11 protein-coding genes and 1 pseudogene are annotated in these 15,978 nt (G+C 34.7%); 4 read left to right on the forward strand and 8 right to left on the reverse strand.

Annotation, left to right across the window (positions count from 1 at the left end; translation table 11 throughout):
- Positions 1–26: 26 nt before the first annotated feature.
- On the reverse strand, positions 27–1,766 hold the full coding sequence (locus IPJ23_14585) for an APC family permease (GenBank protein ID MBK7631904.1): 1,740 nt from the start codon (positions 1,764–1,766) through the stop codon (positions 27–29).
- Positions 1,767–1,965: 199 nt separating this feature from the next.
- Here IPJ23_14585 and gatE point away from each other — a divergent pair, with 199 nt between their 5' ends.
- Positions 1,966–3,873, forward strand: coding sequence for a Glu-tRNA(Gln) amidotransferase subunit GatE (gene gatE / locus IPJ23_14590; GenBank protein MBK7631905.1), 1,908 nt, complete (start codon positions 1,966–1,968; stop codon positions 3,871–3,873).
- 828 nt (positions 3,874–4,701) lie between these two features.
- Entirely contained in the window at positions 4,702–6,096 is a 1,395-nt protein-coding gene (gene gatD / locus IPJ23_14595) for a Glu-tRNA(Gln) amidotransferase subunit GatD (GenBank protein ID MBK7631906.1), read from the forward strand.
- Positions 6,097–6,177: 81 nt separating this feature from the next.
- On the opposite strand, the gene IPJ23_14600 is transcribed toward gatD, so the two are convergent.
- Entirely contained in the window at positions 6,178–6,804 is a 627-nt protein-coding gene (locus tag IPJ23_14600; protein ID MBK7631907.1) for a hypothetical protein, read from the reverse strand.
- A gap of 62 nt (positions 6,805–6,866) precedes the next feature.
- A complete protein-coding gene (gene ettA, locus IPJ23_14605) occupies positions 6,867–8,552 on the reverse strand; it encodes an energy-dependent translational throttle protein EttA (protein MBK7631908.1) in 1,686 nt (561 codons plus the stop codon).
- Positions 8,553–8,801: 249 nt separating this feature from the next.
- Between ettA and IPJ23_14610 the strand changes: the two genes are divergently transcribed.
- Positions 8,802–9,299, forward strand: a complete 498-nt coding sequence (locus IPJ23_14610; protein ID MBK7631909.1) for a DinB family protein — start codon at positions 8,802–8,804, stop codon at positions 9,297–9,299.
- Between the two features lie 131 nt (positions 9,300–9,430).
- On the opposite strand, the gene IPJ23_14615 is transcribed toward IPJ23_14610, so the two are convergent.
- The 4 genes and pseudogenes from IPJ23_14615 to IPJ23_14630 form a co-directional block, all read right to left on the reverse strand.
- Positions 9,431–10,867 (reverse strand): serine hydrolase, encoded by a 1,437-nt coding sequence (locus IPJ23_14615; protein MBK7631910.1) that lies wholly within the window; start codon positions 10,865–10,867, stop codon positions 9,431–9,433.
- 20 nt (positions 10,868–10,887) lie between these two features.
- Positions 10,888–11,259 (reverse strand): beta-lactamase family protein, encoded by a 372-nt coding sequence (locus IPJ23_14620; GenBank protein ID MBK7631911.1) that lies wholly within the window; start codon positions 11,257–11,259, stop codon positions 10,888–10,890.
- Positions 11,260–11,649: 390 nt separating this feature from the next.
- Positions 11,650–12,868: pseudogene (locus tag IPJ23_14625) on the reverse strand (ammonium transporter).
- A gap of 39 nt (positions 12,869–12,907) precedes the next feature.
- Complete coding sequence (locus IPJ23_14630) at positions 12,908–13,642, reverse strand: hypothetical protein (GenBank protein MBK7631912.1); 735 nt, start codon at positions 13,640–13,642, stop codon at positions 12,908–12,910.
- A gap of 274 nt (positions 13,643–13,916) precedes the next feature.
- On the opposite strand from IPJ23_14630, the gene IPJ23_14635 reads away from it, so the two are divergent.
- Positions 13,917–14,684: a response regulator transcription factor gene (locus IPJ23_14635; GenBank protein MBK7631913.1), complete on the forward strand. Its 768-nt coding sequence runs from the start codon at positions 13,917–13,919 to the stop codon at positions 14,682–14,684.
- An 8-nt stretch (positions 14,685–14,692) separates the two neighbouring features.
- Here the strand turns inward: IPJ23_14635 and IPJ23_14640 are convergent, their stop codons facing one another.
- A complete protein-coding gene (locus IPJ23_14640) occupies positions 14,693–15,802 on the reverse strand; it encodes a serine/threonine-protein phosphatase (GenBank protein MBK7631914.1) in 1,110 nt (369 codons plus the stop codon).
- Between the last annotated feature and the right edge of the window lie 176 nt (positions 15,803–15,978).

Genomic DNA, 15,978 nt, shown 5'->3' on the forward strand with positions numbered 1-15,978 from the left:
GACGCATTGCGATGCGTCTCTACAGTTTAAATAATTAATCTCACCCCACCCAATTCTTCTAATCGATACATAAATTTTTCACCCGGCTGGCCAACAAACATAAAGTTAGTTGGGATGTTCCATTTTTCGGATAAAGTTTGAATTAGTTCAGGAGAAAATTCACCAGGCATTTCAATATACTCAATATCAATTTCCGGATAGGCTCTATCTAAAACTTCAATTTCCTGTTTCAAATTTTCAGAAACTATGTTTGCATCATTAACAATTGTTACAATTTTAATGTTCTTTGTGTTTTCATTTCGTCGAACATAAAGCATAACTTCATTTAAGCTAGCTATGTTATCTCCTTTTGTAAAGAATACAAATTGCTGTGAGTTAATCTGTTTAATTTTATCTCTAATCACAGTTGAAGTAGTACGTGTGATTTTTTGAAGACTTTCGGCAATTGATCTAATAATAAAAAGGATTCCTTTTAGAATAGGAATTCTCCAAAGCATTATCGCAACAACAGCAACCGTTGGCACAAAGTATTCCAAAAACACAACTAGATATCCAGGATTCATTATTGCATTTCCAATCAAACCAATTATAACAGCACTTATTGCAATAACTAGAGAAACTGCTGATGCTCTTTCTGGTCGTGGTATTTTACTACGTTTAACTTTTAATAATATATTACCTATTCCAAAAAGTATCATAACAGAAAGGAATGATATTGTATATACCCCAGCTAATGCACCCAACTGTCCACCTGTAATGAAAAGAATTGAAACACAAAGCAAAAAGAAAGCAATAATAATTCTGTGAGTTGTACCTCTTTTATTACTCTTCAATAAAAAATTTGGTAAACATCTATCTAAGGTCATTCTTGTTATCAAGCCGCTAACACCAACATACGAAGTTAAGACAGCGCCACTTAATACAAGCGCGGCATCTATTGATATTAAAACCGACAACCAACTTCCTGCCGCAATGTTTCCCATATGTGCTAACAAAGCTTCTTGATGGCCGGACACTTCGGGAATTGGAATTATAGAGAGTGCTAAAAATGCAGTTGCTGGATTAAATATGCCAACAGCTATCCACATATTTCTAAGTGTTTTAGGAAAAACACCACGCTTCTGTTCTTCAACAAAATTAGCGGAGCTTTCGAATCCTGATATACCAAGCATTGCTGCGGAGAATCCAAAAAATAAAGCAATATATATGCTTCCTTCTTTTACTGGTTGTTGATAGTTTAATTCGAGAACACTAAATCCATTATTAATCAAATACCATATCGATAGAGAAACCAATACAGTGAGGGTTATGATGTGAGTAATAAAAATAAACACAGCAACTTTAGATGATTCACCAATTCCAATTATGGTTATCATCATAAAAACAGCTAATAAAACAACCGTTGCCGCTAAAACAGAAAATCCATTAAACAGATGATGAACATAATGCATTGCTTCCGATGCAGATATAACTGCAGTTGCCATATAGGATAACAAAGTAAGGGTTGCCGCTAAAGATGCTATTGATTTGCTTGTGGTATTTAGTAACGCATTATATGCTCCGCCATTTAATGGCAATGCACCAACAACCTCGCCATATATTTTCCTAAATAAAAACAGTATTCCGGCAACCATTAAAAGCGCTATCCATGCATATTGTCCTGCATATATAATAGATAACGCAGAAACATAGAGACAGGATGAAGTAATATCATTGCCACAAATAGCTGTTGCAGGCAGCTCAGAAAGTTTAGTGATGTTTTTTATTTTGTTCAAAATAAAATATGCTTCCTTTTAAAAAATAACTTCCAAATAATTTTCGATTTTAAACGACTCTTTTAAAGATAATTGATTTAGATGAATACAGGAAGATTTTTTTAATTTTGGATACTTAAATATTAGTTTCTGCTGCATAAAACTTTGTTTATTTTTCATACCAATAATAATAAAAATTTACGGCTCACTTATGTATGATTTTATCTTCAAGCCTTTTAGTGAAATGACAGAAGAAGACTACAAAAAAGTCGGATTCAAATCTGGATTAGAAATCCATCAACAGCTTTTAACCGAAAAAAAACTTTTCTGCAGATGCCCTGCTGGAAAATACAGCAGAGAATTTGATGCTGAAATATTGCGCCATATGCGTCCAACACTTTCTGAAATGGGAGTTTATGACGGCACAGCTTTGATGGAATTTAAAACAAAGAAGAACATTATATATCACATCAAACGGGAAACAGTTTGTACTTACGAGATGGATGATACTCCGCCTTTTCTTATTAACGATGATGCGCTTGATATTGCAATCGGAATTGGAATGTTATACAACTGTAATCTTGTGGATGAACTTCACATAGCGCGAAAGCAATATTTGGATGGAAGTATTCCCACAGGATTTCAACGAACGGCAATTTATGCGCTGGATGGCTGGATACCTTACAAAGATAAAAAAATAAAAATTGTTCAAATGTCTATCGAGGAAGATTCCTGCCGAGAAGTTTCTGATATCGGTCATGAAAGAGTTTATTTGACAGACAGACTAGGAATGCCGCTTATTGAAACTGTAACGGAACCAGCAATGCACACACCACAGGAAGTAGCAGAAGTTGCTTGGCAATGCAGCAAACTTGTAAGAAGCACTCAAAAAGTTAGAAGGGGAATGGGAGCTGCACGCGAAGATGTTAATGTAAGTGTAGAAGGTGGAACACGTGTTGAAATTAAAGGTGTTCCGCAAATAACATTAATCCCACTTTTAACCTATAATGAAGCGATGAGACAATGGAATCTTTTGCGCTTAAAAGAAGAATTAAAAAAACGAGGAATAACACCCGAAACATTTAAAGCTGAATCTTACGATATTACAAAACTATTAAAGAAGGTTTATTACGCACCACTTAAAAATGCCGTGGATTCGGGAATGACACTAAGCGTGGTTGTGTTAAAAGGTTTTAAAGATTTACTTCACTGGCAAACACAAACAGATACTTATTTTTCAAAAGAGATATCTGACCGAGTTAGAGTAATAGCATGCTTAACAAACATTCCTAACCTTATTCATTCTGATAGTAAGAGTGATACAATAACTTCTGCTGATTGGTTAAAAATTAAAAAATTTACTAATACCACTGATAACGATTCAATGATACTTGTTTGGGGAAGCGAAGATGATGTTAAGACTGCAATTAATGAAATCATTATTCGTGCAAAAGAAGCTACAATTGGAATTCCATCTGAAACAAGACAGGCAATGAGTGACGGAACAAACGGATTTGAACGCATTCTTCCTGGTGCTGATAGAATGTACCCTGATACAGATCTTCCGCCAAAAAAAATTACAAAGGATAGATTAGAAAAAATAAAATCTTCTTTGCCTGAACAATTTTGGAAAAGAATAGAATGGTATGTCAAACTTGGAATTCCAAAAGACACAATTGAAGAACTCTCTGTTTCAAAATATGCCGAATTGTTTAAGAAAGCGGTTAATGATTGGAAAATTAACCCAACAACCGTTGCTGTCTTTCTTATCCAATATCCCAAGAGATTAAAAAAGCGTGGCTGTACCACTGAATGGCTGAACAAAAGTATGTTTGAAGAAATTCTAAAATCTTATTCTGAAAACAAAATCCCAAAAGATGCTTTACTAACAAAATTAAGAACTACAGCAGAGCTTGGCGCTTTTACAGAAGAAGTAATTTCAAATCCTGCTGATGAAAAAGAAATTGATGATATAATTAAAAACTTAGGGTCCAGGTTTGAAAAAATTAAAATGTTTAATCCTGAAAATAAAACCGCTTTATTGATGGGTATGATAATGAAAAAACTTCGTGGAAGAGTGCCTGCAAAAGATATTGCAGATAAGATCGGGTTTAAGTAAAAAAGGGTATTAAGAGAGATGAAAAAAAAAAAAAAAAAAAAAAAATTTGAAAAAAAAAAAACCCCCCCCTTGGGAGGAGGGAAAAAAAAAAAAATTTTTTTTCTATTATTGAAATAAAATATCTTCCAAAAAACCCCCCCCCCCCCCGGGGGAAAGGGACCAAAAAAAAAAAAAAAAAAAAAAAGGGGGAGGGGGGCCCCCCAAAAAAAAAAAAAAAAAAAAAAAAAAGGCGGGGGCGGAAAAAAAAAAAAAAAAAAAAAAGAAGAAAAAAAAAAAAAAAAAAAAAAAAAAAAAAAACCCCCCCCCCAAAAAAAAACAAAAAAAAAAAAAAAAAAAAAAAAAAAAAAAAAAAAAAAAAAAAAAAAAAGGAGAAAAAAAAAAAAAAAAAAAAAAGAAAAAAAAAAAAAAAAAAAAAAAAAAAAAAAAAAAAAAAAAAAAAAAAAAAAAAAAAAAAAAAAAAAAAAAAAAAAAAAAAAAAAAAAAAAAAGAGAGAAAAAAAAAAAAAAAAAAAAAAAAAAAAAAAAAAAAAAAAAAAAAAAAAAAACCGGGGAGGCCCAGCCAAAAACAAAAAAAAAAAAAAAAAAAAAAAAAAAAAAAAAAAAAAAAAAAAAAAAAAAAAAAAAAAAAAAACAAAAAAAAAAAACACAAAAAAAAAAAAAAAAAAAAAAAAAAAAAAAAAAAAAAAAAAAAAAAAAAAAAAAAAAAAAAAAAAAAAAAAAAAGAAAAAAAAGGGAGGAAAACCCAAAAAAAAAAAGAAAAAAAAAAAAAAAAAAAAAAAAAAAAAAAAAATGCTAAAAATTATTTAAAAGATAAAAAGAAATTAAAATAATGGCTGATATAAATATAGAAGATTACAAAGGTTATCGTGGAGTTGCATTAACAACACTGCAAAAATTTAAAACACCAATCTGGAGCGACGTTGAAATTCTTACGGATGAAGGAAGTTTTAAAGGATTAATTTTACCCCGGTCAGAAACCGCAGATGAGTTTCATATTGTTCTTAAAATGCTAATTGGTTATAACATTGGAATTGCTGCTGAAAAAATTAAGAACGTAAAAATATTTGGAAGGCGAGAAGCGAAGTACAAAATCCCTGAAAAAGACTTTCCTTACGATCCTAAAAAACCGAGAGTAAAACTTTTGGGAACGGGAGGCACAATTGCATCGCGATTAGATTACAGAACCGGCGCAGTTATTCCTGCTTTTTCTCCCGGAGAACTATACGGCTCAGTGCCGGAGCTTGCAGATTACTGCAATCTTGAAACAGAAAAACTTTATGGCGAGTTCAGTGAAAACATCGGACCGAAGCATTGGACAGGTATTGCAAAAGCCATCGGCAATGAGATTGAGAAAGGTGTTCAAGGTATAGTAATCGGCCATGGTACAGATATAATGCATCACACTGCTGCTGCATTATCGTTTATGGTTCAAAATTCTCCGGTACCAATTGTAATGGTTGGTTCGCAGCGTTCTAGTGATCGGCCATCCTCAGATGCTGCCTTAAATTTAATTCACGCAGTTAAAACAGCTTCCGAAAGTGATATTGCCGAAGTTATGGTTTGTATGTTTGGTCCAACTTCTGATATGTACGGCCTGCTTCATCGCGGAACCAGAGTAAGAAAAATGCACTCAAGTTATCGTTCAACTTTTAGAACGATTGGTGACATTCCGATCGCAATGGTTAGCAATGAAAAAATCACTCCGCTCCGTGAGGATTATAAAAGAAGAAGAGATGATAAAGAGGTTGTAATCAATCCGGTATTTGAAGAAAAAGTTTCTATTGTTTATTACTATCCAAATATGCAGCCGGATATAATTGACTCACTAATTGATAATGGTTATAAAGGAATTGTAATTGCAGGTACCGGACTCGGGCACGTAAACAAACCGATGTATCCTGCTTTAAAACGTGCAAGAGAAAAAAATGTTGCTGTTTATATGACTGTACAGACTCTTTGGGGATATGTGCAAATGTACGTTTATGATACCGGAAGGGATATGATGGAACTTGGTGTAATTCCTGCTGCAAATATGTTACCCGAAGTTGCTTATGTAAAACTAGGCTGGGCACTCGGACAAACAAATGATTTAGAAAAAGTTAAAGAGATAATGCTAACCCCAATTAACGGAGAAATTACTGAACGAGAACCCAGCAACGGCTACTTAATTTATCAAGGCGGTTTGCCGGAAGTTGAAGAGTTTATAAAGCAGTATAGGAAATGAATTAATTCTTTGCGGCTTAGCGTCTCTGCGTGAAAATTTTTCCCTCTGCAAAGATGCTAAGACGCAAAGTATTTATTTAAACTAAATATCTTTAAAAGTTACACCAGCGGGCAGCTCAAACAATTTAGGATCTACTGAAGTATCCTGAATTTTTGTTGCTTCGATAACAAGGTCTTTTCCGTTAAACTGTGTTACCGATTTTACCATTACATTATTCCAAATGCATGTTACCATTGGTGTTCCATTAAACTCCGCGCTCCATTTCTTACATTCTTTACCATCAATTGTTTCTGTACCAAGATCTTTTACTTTGTAGCGCTCAATGGTTTTAGGATCTGCTTTTGCAAAATCGGTTTCACTTGTATACCATCTTGATTTTGTTCCATCTTTTTTTCCATCTTCATATTTGTAAGTGTAGCCATCTTTTCTAATTTCTATAGCTTTGGTTTTTGCTACACCCATATCCATCATTGTTATAAAAACTTCTTTTGCCCCATAATCATCAAAATATAATTCTTGTTTTAAACCCATTGGCGCATCGTATAAAACAACACCGGATTTTATTCCATATCTATGATTAACAACCGGCGCAGGTGCTTCTTGTGTGGTTACGGTTTGTTGTTCCGTGGTCTCAACTTTTTTCTCCTCGGTTTTAGAGCAGGCAATGATGAACGTAAGGGCAAGCAAAAGGACCGATAATTTTTTCATAATGTAACCCGAACCTTTCTTTGATAATAAGTTTATTTTTTTAGGATCGCGAAATCAATTTTTTAATTTCTAGTTAAATGTCGGTACTTAATTCTATGCGGCTGATCTGCCTCTATTCCCAATCTTTCTTTTCGTTTTTCTTCGTACTCGGTGTAGTTCCCATCAAACCAAACAACTTTGCTTTCACCTTCGAATGCTAAAATGTGTGTTGCTATTCTATCTAAAAACCATCTATCGTGACTTATTACCAAAACACATCCTGCAAATTTTTCAATACCTTCTTCAAGCGCGCGCAAAGTGTTCACATCAAGATCGTTGGTTGGTTCATCAAGAAGAATAACATTGGCGCCCTGCTTTAACATCATTGCAAGATGCACGCGGTTTCTTTCTCCGCCAGAAAGCATTCCTACTTTTTTCTGCTGATCTGCACCCGAGAAATTAAACTGAGCCACATAAGCACGCGAGTTTACCTGCCTGTTGCCAAGCATAATGGTGTCTTCTCCGTTTGATATTAACTGCCAAATACTTTTTTCCGAATCAAGCGCATCCCTGGATTGATCAACATAGGACATCTTAACAGTAGAACCGATTTTAAGATTACCTGAATCAGGTTTTTCTGATCCTGTAATCATTCTAAACAAAGTTGTTTTACCAGCACCGTTAGCTCCGATTATTCCCACAATTGCACCGGGTGGAATTGAGAATGTTAAATCATCAATTAAAATATTATCGCCGTAAGCTTTGTTAAGTTTTTCTGTCTCGATTACAATATCACCAAGTCGTTCTGCAACAGGAATATAAAGCTCAAGATCTTTCTGTCCTTTTTCCTTTTCTTCCTTAAGAAGATTTTCATAAGAAGTGATCCTTGATTGAGATTTTGCATGACGAGCTTTGGGACTCATTCGTATCCACTCAAGTTCGCGCTGCAAAGTTTTCTGTCTGTCGGTTTCGCGCTTTTCTTCAACGCGCAATCTTTCCTGTTTCTGTTCCAGCCACGATGAATAATTTCCTTTCCACGGAATTCCTTCGCCGCGGTCAAGCTCAAGTATCCAGCCTGCAACGTTGTCAAGAAAATATCTATCGTGCGTTACTGCTATTACAGTTCCTTCATATTTTTGTAAGTGTTGCTCTAACCATCCAACTGTTTCAGCATCAAGATGGTTAGTCGGCTCATCAAGTAAAAGAATATCCGGTTTTTGAAGTAGCAGTCTGCACAGCGCAACACGTCTTCGCTCTCCGCCGGAAAGTATTTTGCACAAAGCATCTGATGGCGGACATCGTAACGCATCCATAGCCATTTCGAGTCGTGCATCAAGATCCCAACCACCCATTGCCTCTAACTTTTCCTGAACTTCGCCTTGTCTTTCGAGAAGCTTTGTCATTTCATCATCATCCATCGGTTCTGCAAACTTTTCATTTATTTTATCATACTCGCTTAGCAAATCAACAATTGATTGAACACCTTCCTGCACAATTTCTCTTACAGTTTTTGTATCATCAAGATGCGGTTCCTGTTCAAGGTAGCCGATTGTAAAACCGGGAGACACAACTGTTTCTCCGTTTATGTTTTTATCAACCCCTGCAAGAATTTTTAGAAGCGATGATTTACCTGATCCGTTTAAACCGATTACACCAATTTTAGCTCCATAGAAATAGGAAAGGTAAATATCTTTTAAAATTGGTTTGTTGTTATAGAATTTACTTACCCCAACCATTGAGTAAATAATTTTGTTTACTTCTGCGCTCATTTATGCTTTCTTTTGTTTTTGTAATGTGCAAAAATAAGGAAAGGAATAATAACCTCATTATTGTTCTGCGTATTTAGGTGAGTCATTCCCGCGTAGGCGGGAATCTACCAAATAACCAATGGATTCCCCTTTGCAGGGGAATGACAAAATAATTTATATTAATTTTATATGACCCTGCTAACATACTGTTGTCAATCACTCTTTGTAGTTTTACTTAATCGATTTTTTACAAATTAAAAAGGAGCAAATATGTCAATGATCAAAATGTTTTTGAATGAGTTGGAACAGGAAGCAGTATCTACCCGAAAGATGATGGCGATTGTACCGGATGATAAATACGATTGGAGACCTCATCCCAAAAGTATGACGATAAGAGCATTATCAACACATATTGCAGAAATACCCGGATGGATTGGCTTGGGTATGATGCATGATGAACTAGATTTTGCTAAAACCCCCTATAATCCCAAAGTAATTAATAATACAAAAGAATTACTGGCACTGCTTGAGGAATCTGTAACCAATGCTAAATCTGTGCTGGTTGAAAAGAATGAAGATAAATTGAACGACAGATGGGTTATGAGAAACGGCGATGCTGTAATTATGGATCTTTCTAAGGCTGAAGTTATACGACACTCTTTAAGCCAGTTGATACACCATAGAGCACAGCTGGGTGTTTTTTTAAGACTGCTTGATATTCCAATACCTGGTGTTTACGGACCAAGTGCGGATGAGATGGGTAAATAAACTCACTTTAAGAGTTTGCCCAAAACATAAAAAATGCTTTAATATCATTCCCTCGAACCTGCCCGCTGTAGGCAGGAGAGGGAATCTCCATCCTTCAACACCACTCAGGAAGATAAAAATAAAAACTTTTACTAGTCTGATTTAAGTTTTTTTAATATCTCAACAGCATTTTGATTATTGGGATTAAGCTTGATAGATTTTTTATAGTTAAAGATCGCTAATTCATTATTTCCGTTTTTCATATAAGCTTCGCCAAGGCTATCAAACACATTTGCAGATTCGGGATAAAGCTCTGTATTTAAATTAAAAATTAAGATAGCTTTATCAAGGAGGCCCCTGCTTAAATAATCATAACCCAAACTATTAAAACGATTTTCAGACACATTAAGATCAGTTGGGTTTTCCTGTTTTATTTTACGATATAAATTAAGTGCATTTTCAAATTGGCCTTCTTCAAATAATTCAATTGGTGCTTTTTGCCCGGGCTCCATTTTTTGGCAGTTTATCGGTTCATTTAAAAACCGCCCCAGTTCATCAGAAAAATAATAAACAGCAGTAGTTTTATCCTCATTGGGATCAATATTAAACTGCAAGTACCCCAGCCTTAATTTTATTACAAATTTGCCCTGGCCTGTATGAAACAACTGTGTATTATTAAACTTGTTAATAAATAAATTATCCTGGTCTTTGTGTACTTCAAAGTAATCGTCAGATCCCAAGGAATATCGTCCGCAATATTTATCAGCAATTCCATTCTCAATAACTACAATTTTATTTTCACCTGGAAGATATTTTTCCCAGCCATAAACTTTGGCAATACCATTTGTTATTTCTCTGATTAAGTTAGCCCCATTTTGTCCGTTTGTAAAAACAACCGCGCCGTAACCATCAGTTAGATGAGATACAAATCCGGCAAAAAATCCTCTGCTGTCTCCCATATGCCCAAAGTAATTTATCTCTCCGAACATTTCTCTCATAAATACACCAAGTCCATATTGTTTTGAAACGTGCGGCGATAACATTTCTTTAGTCAGTTCAGGTGAGATTATATTATTAGACTTACCCAGATAAGATTTCTGAAGCTCGATAATATATTTAGAATAATCTTCAGTAGTGGTCCATAATCCACCGGCAGCCATATTGGGGAAAAAATATCTTTTAGCCAAAAGTGGTAATCCGCTGCTCTCGTGTCCGGCACAGGCAATTTTAATTAATTCTTCGGGCAGGGGCTGTTCAAAAGTAGTGCTGTACATTTTAAGAGGTTCAAAAATTCTTTCACTTACTATTTCAGGAAAAGGTTTTCCTTCAACATCAACCGCTAATTGTTGTAAAATAGAATATCCGGCATTTGAGTAATGAAATTCAGTTCCCGGTATTTTATCAATAACCACAGCATTTGTTTGAGATGGACTTTCTCCATTAAGTATCTGAAGATTTGTTGGGAAATTGTTTGCCAGATATACAACACCAGGAAGGAACATTGCGCCGCCGCTGTGGTTCATTAAAAGAAATGGGGTAACAGCTTGTTGTGCAGTAAACTCATTTTCAGGCACTTTCCAGGAGATCAATTGTTCGTTAATGTTTTTATTTAAATCAATTTTTCTTCATTAACCAAGTTTAATACTGTAAGTGCGGCTACGCCTTTACTTAAAGAGCCGACATTAAATAATGTTTTATCTGTAACGGGATTTTGAATTCCAGAATCCATAACGCCGTACTGTTTAGTCCATTCAATTTTATAATCTTTAATAACAGCGATACTGACTCCCGGAACTTTATAATATTCCATTCGGTCATGCAAATTGAATGAAGGCTCTCCCTCAATCAGCGTATATGGAAGTAATCCATTTTCTACTTTTGTAATCTGTGAATCGTTTGGTTGACTATAGATGCGAGCAGGTAAAATTATCACAAAGAAAAGAACAACTAATAAAAATTGGTGTGTACTAAGTCTTTTCATTTTTTTCTCCCTTGATAAACATTTAAAAATAAAAAAAATATTAACCAATGGTTATCATAAATAAAATTTAATAGCAGGCAGCCTTTGGTCCGCTATCTGCAAAAATAACGATAGATAATATCAAAGGTGAAACGGAAAATAGAAGTTTGCAGTTCACAGTCTGCGGTTGGCAAAAAGGAGAGTTCAAACAGATTCCCACCTGCGTGGGAATGACATACAAAGTAAATAAAAGAAAAGATTCTCACGTCTGCCTGCCAGGATGACAGGGAAATTAAATGAATAGAGGAAAAGATTTCTCGCTGCGCTCGAAATGACACGTAGTTTAATAGCAATTAAATAAAAAAGGACACGATAATCTCGTGTCCTGATGAAAACAAATAACAATAAAAATTAATCCTGTTCGTAAGCCATTTCACCGTGAAGTGAACTATCCAATCCGGCTTCTTCTTCTTCTTTTGTAACCTTAACGGGAGTGATAAAATTAATTACCCAAAGCATTACATAAGAAAAAACAAAAGCATATACACAAACACCAAGAACCGTTATAACCTGTTTCCAGAAGAAATCAAAACCGCCGCCCATTAGTACGCCGTTTGTTGTAACCACAGGATTAACAGCACTTGTGGCAAACAATCCGAGTAAAATAACTCCAATTGAACCGCCAACACCATGAACACCCCAAACATCAAGAGCGTCATCCCAATGCATTTTGTTTTTTAAGGAAACTGCAAAGTAGCAAACTAGTCCGGCTATAATTCCTATAATAGCGGCACTTTGAACAGTAACAAATCCTGCTGCGGGTGTGATAGTTGCAAGACCTGCAACCGCACCCGTTAATAAACCAACAAACTTTGGTTTCTTCTCAAGTGTCCATGCCAGCAACAGCCAGGTGATTGCAGCAAACGAAGCGGCAACATCTGTATTTAAAAATGCAAGTCCCGTAATTGCATCAACCTGTAATTCACTTCCCGCATTAAATCCATACCATCCGAACCACAACAAACCGGTTCCAAGAGCAACAAGAGGAATGCTGTGCGGTCCGCGTTCTGTAATATTTCTTTTTCCAACATAAAAAACCGAAGCAAGTGCAGCCATACCGGCGCTAGCGTGAACAACTATTCCACCTGCAAAATCCAAGACACCCCATTGAGCTAACATACCGCCGCCCCAGACCATGTGAACGAGCGGGAAATATAGAAAGACAAGCCAAGCTGTTAGAAACATAAGATAGGCGGGGAATCGAACACGATTAGTGAATGCACCAGTGATTAATGCAGGTGTAATTATTGCAAACATCATCTGGTACAAACAGAAAACGTAAAGCGGGATTTGATGATTACCTGTAAAAACAGAATTGAGATCTGTTCCGGCAAGAAAAGCCATATTAAGATTGCCGATTAATCCGCCTTCACCACCGCTAAAGCAAAGTGAAAATCCGAAAGCGAACCAGATAACAGTCGTCCAGCCGAGAGAAACAAAACTTTGAATCATTATTGCAAGAACATTTTTCTGCCAACAAGTCCGCCGTAGAAAAAGCAAGACCAGGAGTCATAAGCATTACAAGACTGGTTGCAATGAGCATAAATCCAGTACTACCGGTATCGAACATAAGTAGCTCCTTTTATTAATAGTTAAATTATTTGAAACATTAAAAAGTCAAACCGAAAACGAGATAAGAAATTTCAGTTCTAGGATTAATTATAAATGAAACCGAAACTGGCAAGCCATATTCATCAGTTATCTTTAACTCTTTTGTTGCTTTTACACCGATGTTGATAACATTAAATGATTCTGTTCCATAGTAACCAGGATTTTCTTTGCTGCCGCCTGAAGCGCCGACAAAAAAGTTAAGAGGAACTTTGGCCACAGTAGCCGGGTAATCAATTTGAAAATATGTATTGCTGCCGGCATCGTTATAAACATTGATAAAACCGGAAAGTGAAATTGGAAAAGAGTCAGGACCCTTTAAAAGCAATCCTGTTTCAATTGTGTGTGCCCCCGATCCTTTTGGATCGTCATAGTTATTAAAGTTTCCCCACTTGATTCCAGCATTAGGATAATAATAATCAGTTACCAGCGCACCAACACTCATTCCGTTTTCAAAAGCAAATGAATAAGAAATCCATGTATCAATTTCCTGATTAAAAGTATTGTCTATAGGATTGTTTGATAAGCTGTATGAACCCCAGAATCCGGCACTAAATCCGCCGACAGCTAAAGATAAGTTTGGCTGGATGTTTACTGCATCATTCACATCAATTCCGCGCCAGATGTATCTGCTGACTAAATCTGCACTAACGGTAAGACTTAAATCCTGTGCAAATGCAACGCTCATCAAACATATAACTAAAGCAAAAAGATATTTTGTGAAAATATTAATCATTAGTAATTCCTTTAATTATTAATAAATAAGATTGGTAAGTACTGAAAAGGTGATGATTAGATTTCTTGTTTTCCATAAAAGAGAAAATTAATTGTCCAATTTTATGTATTTCTGTTTTTGTACTAAATTAAATAATCAACAAGCGCGACATAGCTGTTGTAAACGAGTTAGTTTAGCATTAGAGTTTGTTATTTGCTTTTTATTGTTTCCTTTATTTAGTAAAACTAAATTTGAATTAAACATAAATAATTTTAGAAATTCAGTTAGAAACTGATTGAAAAAAATATTAATAATACATAGCAGCCAGGAACAGGATTTTGAATTTCAAAATGCATTGGAATCTGCGGGATACAGCACTTATGTAACTGCCGGCGAGACTGATGGTTTGAAAATAGCGGATAGATATCTACCTGATGTTATGATATGCGATCTGGATGATTATGAAAAGGAACTGATTGTTATTAAAAATTTAAACAGCAGTCCTTCAACGGAATGTATTCCTTTACTTGTTATCACATCAGCATCACAGAATGGTCACATTAGAGCGGCAATGGAATTGGGTGCAGATGATGTTCTGATAAAGCCTGTAAATCACGAATCACTTTTAAGGTCGATAAGAAAACGGTTAAGAAAAATTGAAGTGATAAAACAGAATTTAACTGATAAAATTATTTCAACTGAAAATGCTTTTTCTGAACATTCAAAAAAAACAGACCATATACTTATTAAAATCGGTACAAAATTAAAACTTGTAGAATTTTCAAAAATAGTCTGCATAACTGCACTTAAAGAATATTCTAAAGTAAAAACGGATGATAACTGTAAAATTATTGTTAGAAAATCGATAAGAAATTGGGTTGAGACTTTACCTGCAAAAGATTTTTTAAGAATTCATCGCGCTACAATTGTTAATATGTTGTTTCTAGACAGGATCGAGAAAGCCGGATTTAGAAACTATAATCTATATCTTAAAAATATTTCAACTCCCTTTCCAATAAGCCAGCGATACGGTAATATTATGAAAAAAACTTTTTCTGTTTAGATATTTGGTTAAGAATTTCTCTTCATTATGATCAAAGATATATCGTCACTAGCAGGATAATCCCCAACGAATTGTTCTAATTGGGAGATTATATATTTGCCAATTTGCTGTGGTGAATCATTTGAAGAGTTTTTAATCAGCTTAAAGAATCTTTGCATGCCAAAAAATTCATCGTGTTCATTTTGTGCTTCAAACACCCCATCTGAATAAGCAATAAAGAGATCATTGTTTTCGAGCACAATTGACTGCTCTTTATAATTAGAATCTGATATAATTCCCAGGGCGGCACCGCCTTTAGAAAATTCTTTTATTTCATTGTTGCTAATAATCAAAGGAGAAAAATGACCCGCATTAATGTATTCCACTTTTCCTGAGTTTGTATCAATTTTAAAAAGTAGCATAGATGCAAACAAACTTGGAGTACTATCCCGATGGAAAATTTTATTGATTTTCTTTCCCAGGTCAGATAAAGAATTAATTTCTGTTGCCAGTGCCCGAATAGTTGCTTGTAATTTTGAAGTAAGAAGTGCGGCTTTTAATCCTTTGCCGGCAACATCTGCAATTGTTATAACATAATTGTTTTCATCTAAGCGCAAGAAGTCTATTAAATCTCCACCGACTTCATTTGCGGGTGAAGTAAATAACCAGAGTTTCCATCCAGCTATTTGTATATCCTGCTCAGGCATTAATTCTTTTTGAACTTTTCGCCCCGCTTCAAGTTCACTTTTCGCCAAAAGCTTATCCTTTAATTCAACAGCCAGCACAAACAGGATTAGTAATCCGCCCAAGAAACTAAAATCAACGATTATAGAATTGCTTCCGAATGAAAATCCACTTCGGTTGATAAGTAAAGAGAAAATACCAACAAGAACCAAAATACGGCGCAAGGGTGTTAAATGAAGAAACATACTTTTTATGAGCCATTTAGTTTTATGAATCCATCTTGGAATAAAAAACATTGATTCAAGTTTGGCTTTATTTTCTGAATTTAGATAAAAGTTACCCAGACTTTTATATTCGGATTGTATTTCTTTTTTAAGATTTATATTTCTTAAATCATCGCGGATTGTCTGATGAAATTTTTTTTCAGTTTTATTTGTAGAGTTTGACTGATTCATTTTATCTGTAATTATTAATTTCTATCAAAACTTAGATAAAACACTCAATAGAGACAAGAGTTAATTGATGAATGGCTTAACGAGGAATTGGATAATTATAAAATTTAAAAATCACAAAAAATATCAATTTCATTTCATATCTTCACCAACAATAATTAATAACTAATCATAATAAT

It is taken from the genome of Ignavibacteriales bacterium (assembly GCA_016709765.1).
Classification (GTDB): domain Bacteria; phylum Bacteroidota; class Ignavibacteria; order Ignavibacteriales; family Ignavibacteriaceae; genus IGN3.

What these genes read in the sequence shown, in the direction of transcription:
- IPJ23_14600 (MBK7631907.1), bottom strand. Translation starts at nt 6,804, where the DNA reads ATGAAAAAATTATCGGTCCTTTTGCTTGCCCTTACGTTCATCATTGCC.
- ettA (MBK7631908.1), bottom strand. Translation starts at nt 8,552, where the DNA reads ATGAGCGCAGAAGTAAACAAAATTATTTACTCAATGGTTGGGGTAAGT.
- gatE (MBK7631905.1), top strand. Translation starts at nt 1,966, where the DNA reads ATGTATGATTTTATCTTCAAGCCTTTTAGTGAAATGACAGAAGAAGAC.
- IPJ23_14640 (MBK7631914.1), bottom strand. Translation starts at nt 15,802, where the DNA reads ATGAATCAGTCAAACTCTACAAATAAAACTGAAAAAAAATTTCATCAG.
- gatD (MBK7631906.1), top strand. Translation starts at nt 4,702, where the DNA reads ATGGCTGATATAAATATAGAAGATTACAAAGGTTATCGTGGAGTTGCA.
- IPJ23_14630 (MBK7631912.1), bottom strand. Translation starts at nt 13,642, where the DNA reads ATGATTAATATTTTCACAAAATATCTTTTTGCTTTAGTTATATGTTTG.
- IPJ23_14620 (MBK7631911.1), bottom strand. Translation starts at nt 11,259, where the DNA reads ATGAAAAGACTTAGTACACACCAATTTTTATTAGTTGTTCTTTTCTTT.
- IPJ23_14610 (MBK7631909.1), top strand. Translation starts at nt 8,802, where the DNA reads ATGTCAATGATCAAAATGTTTTTGAATGAGTTGGAACAGGAAGCAGTA.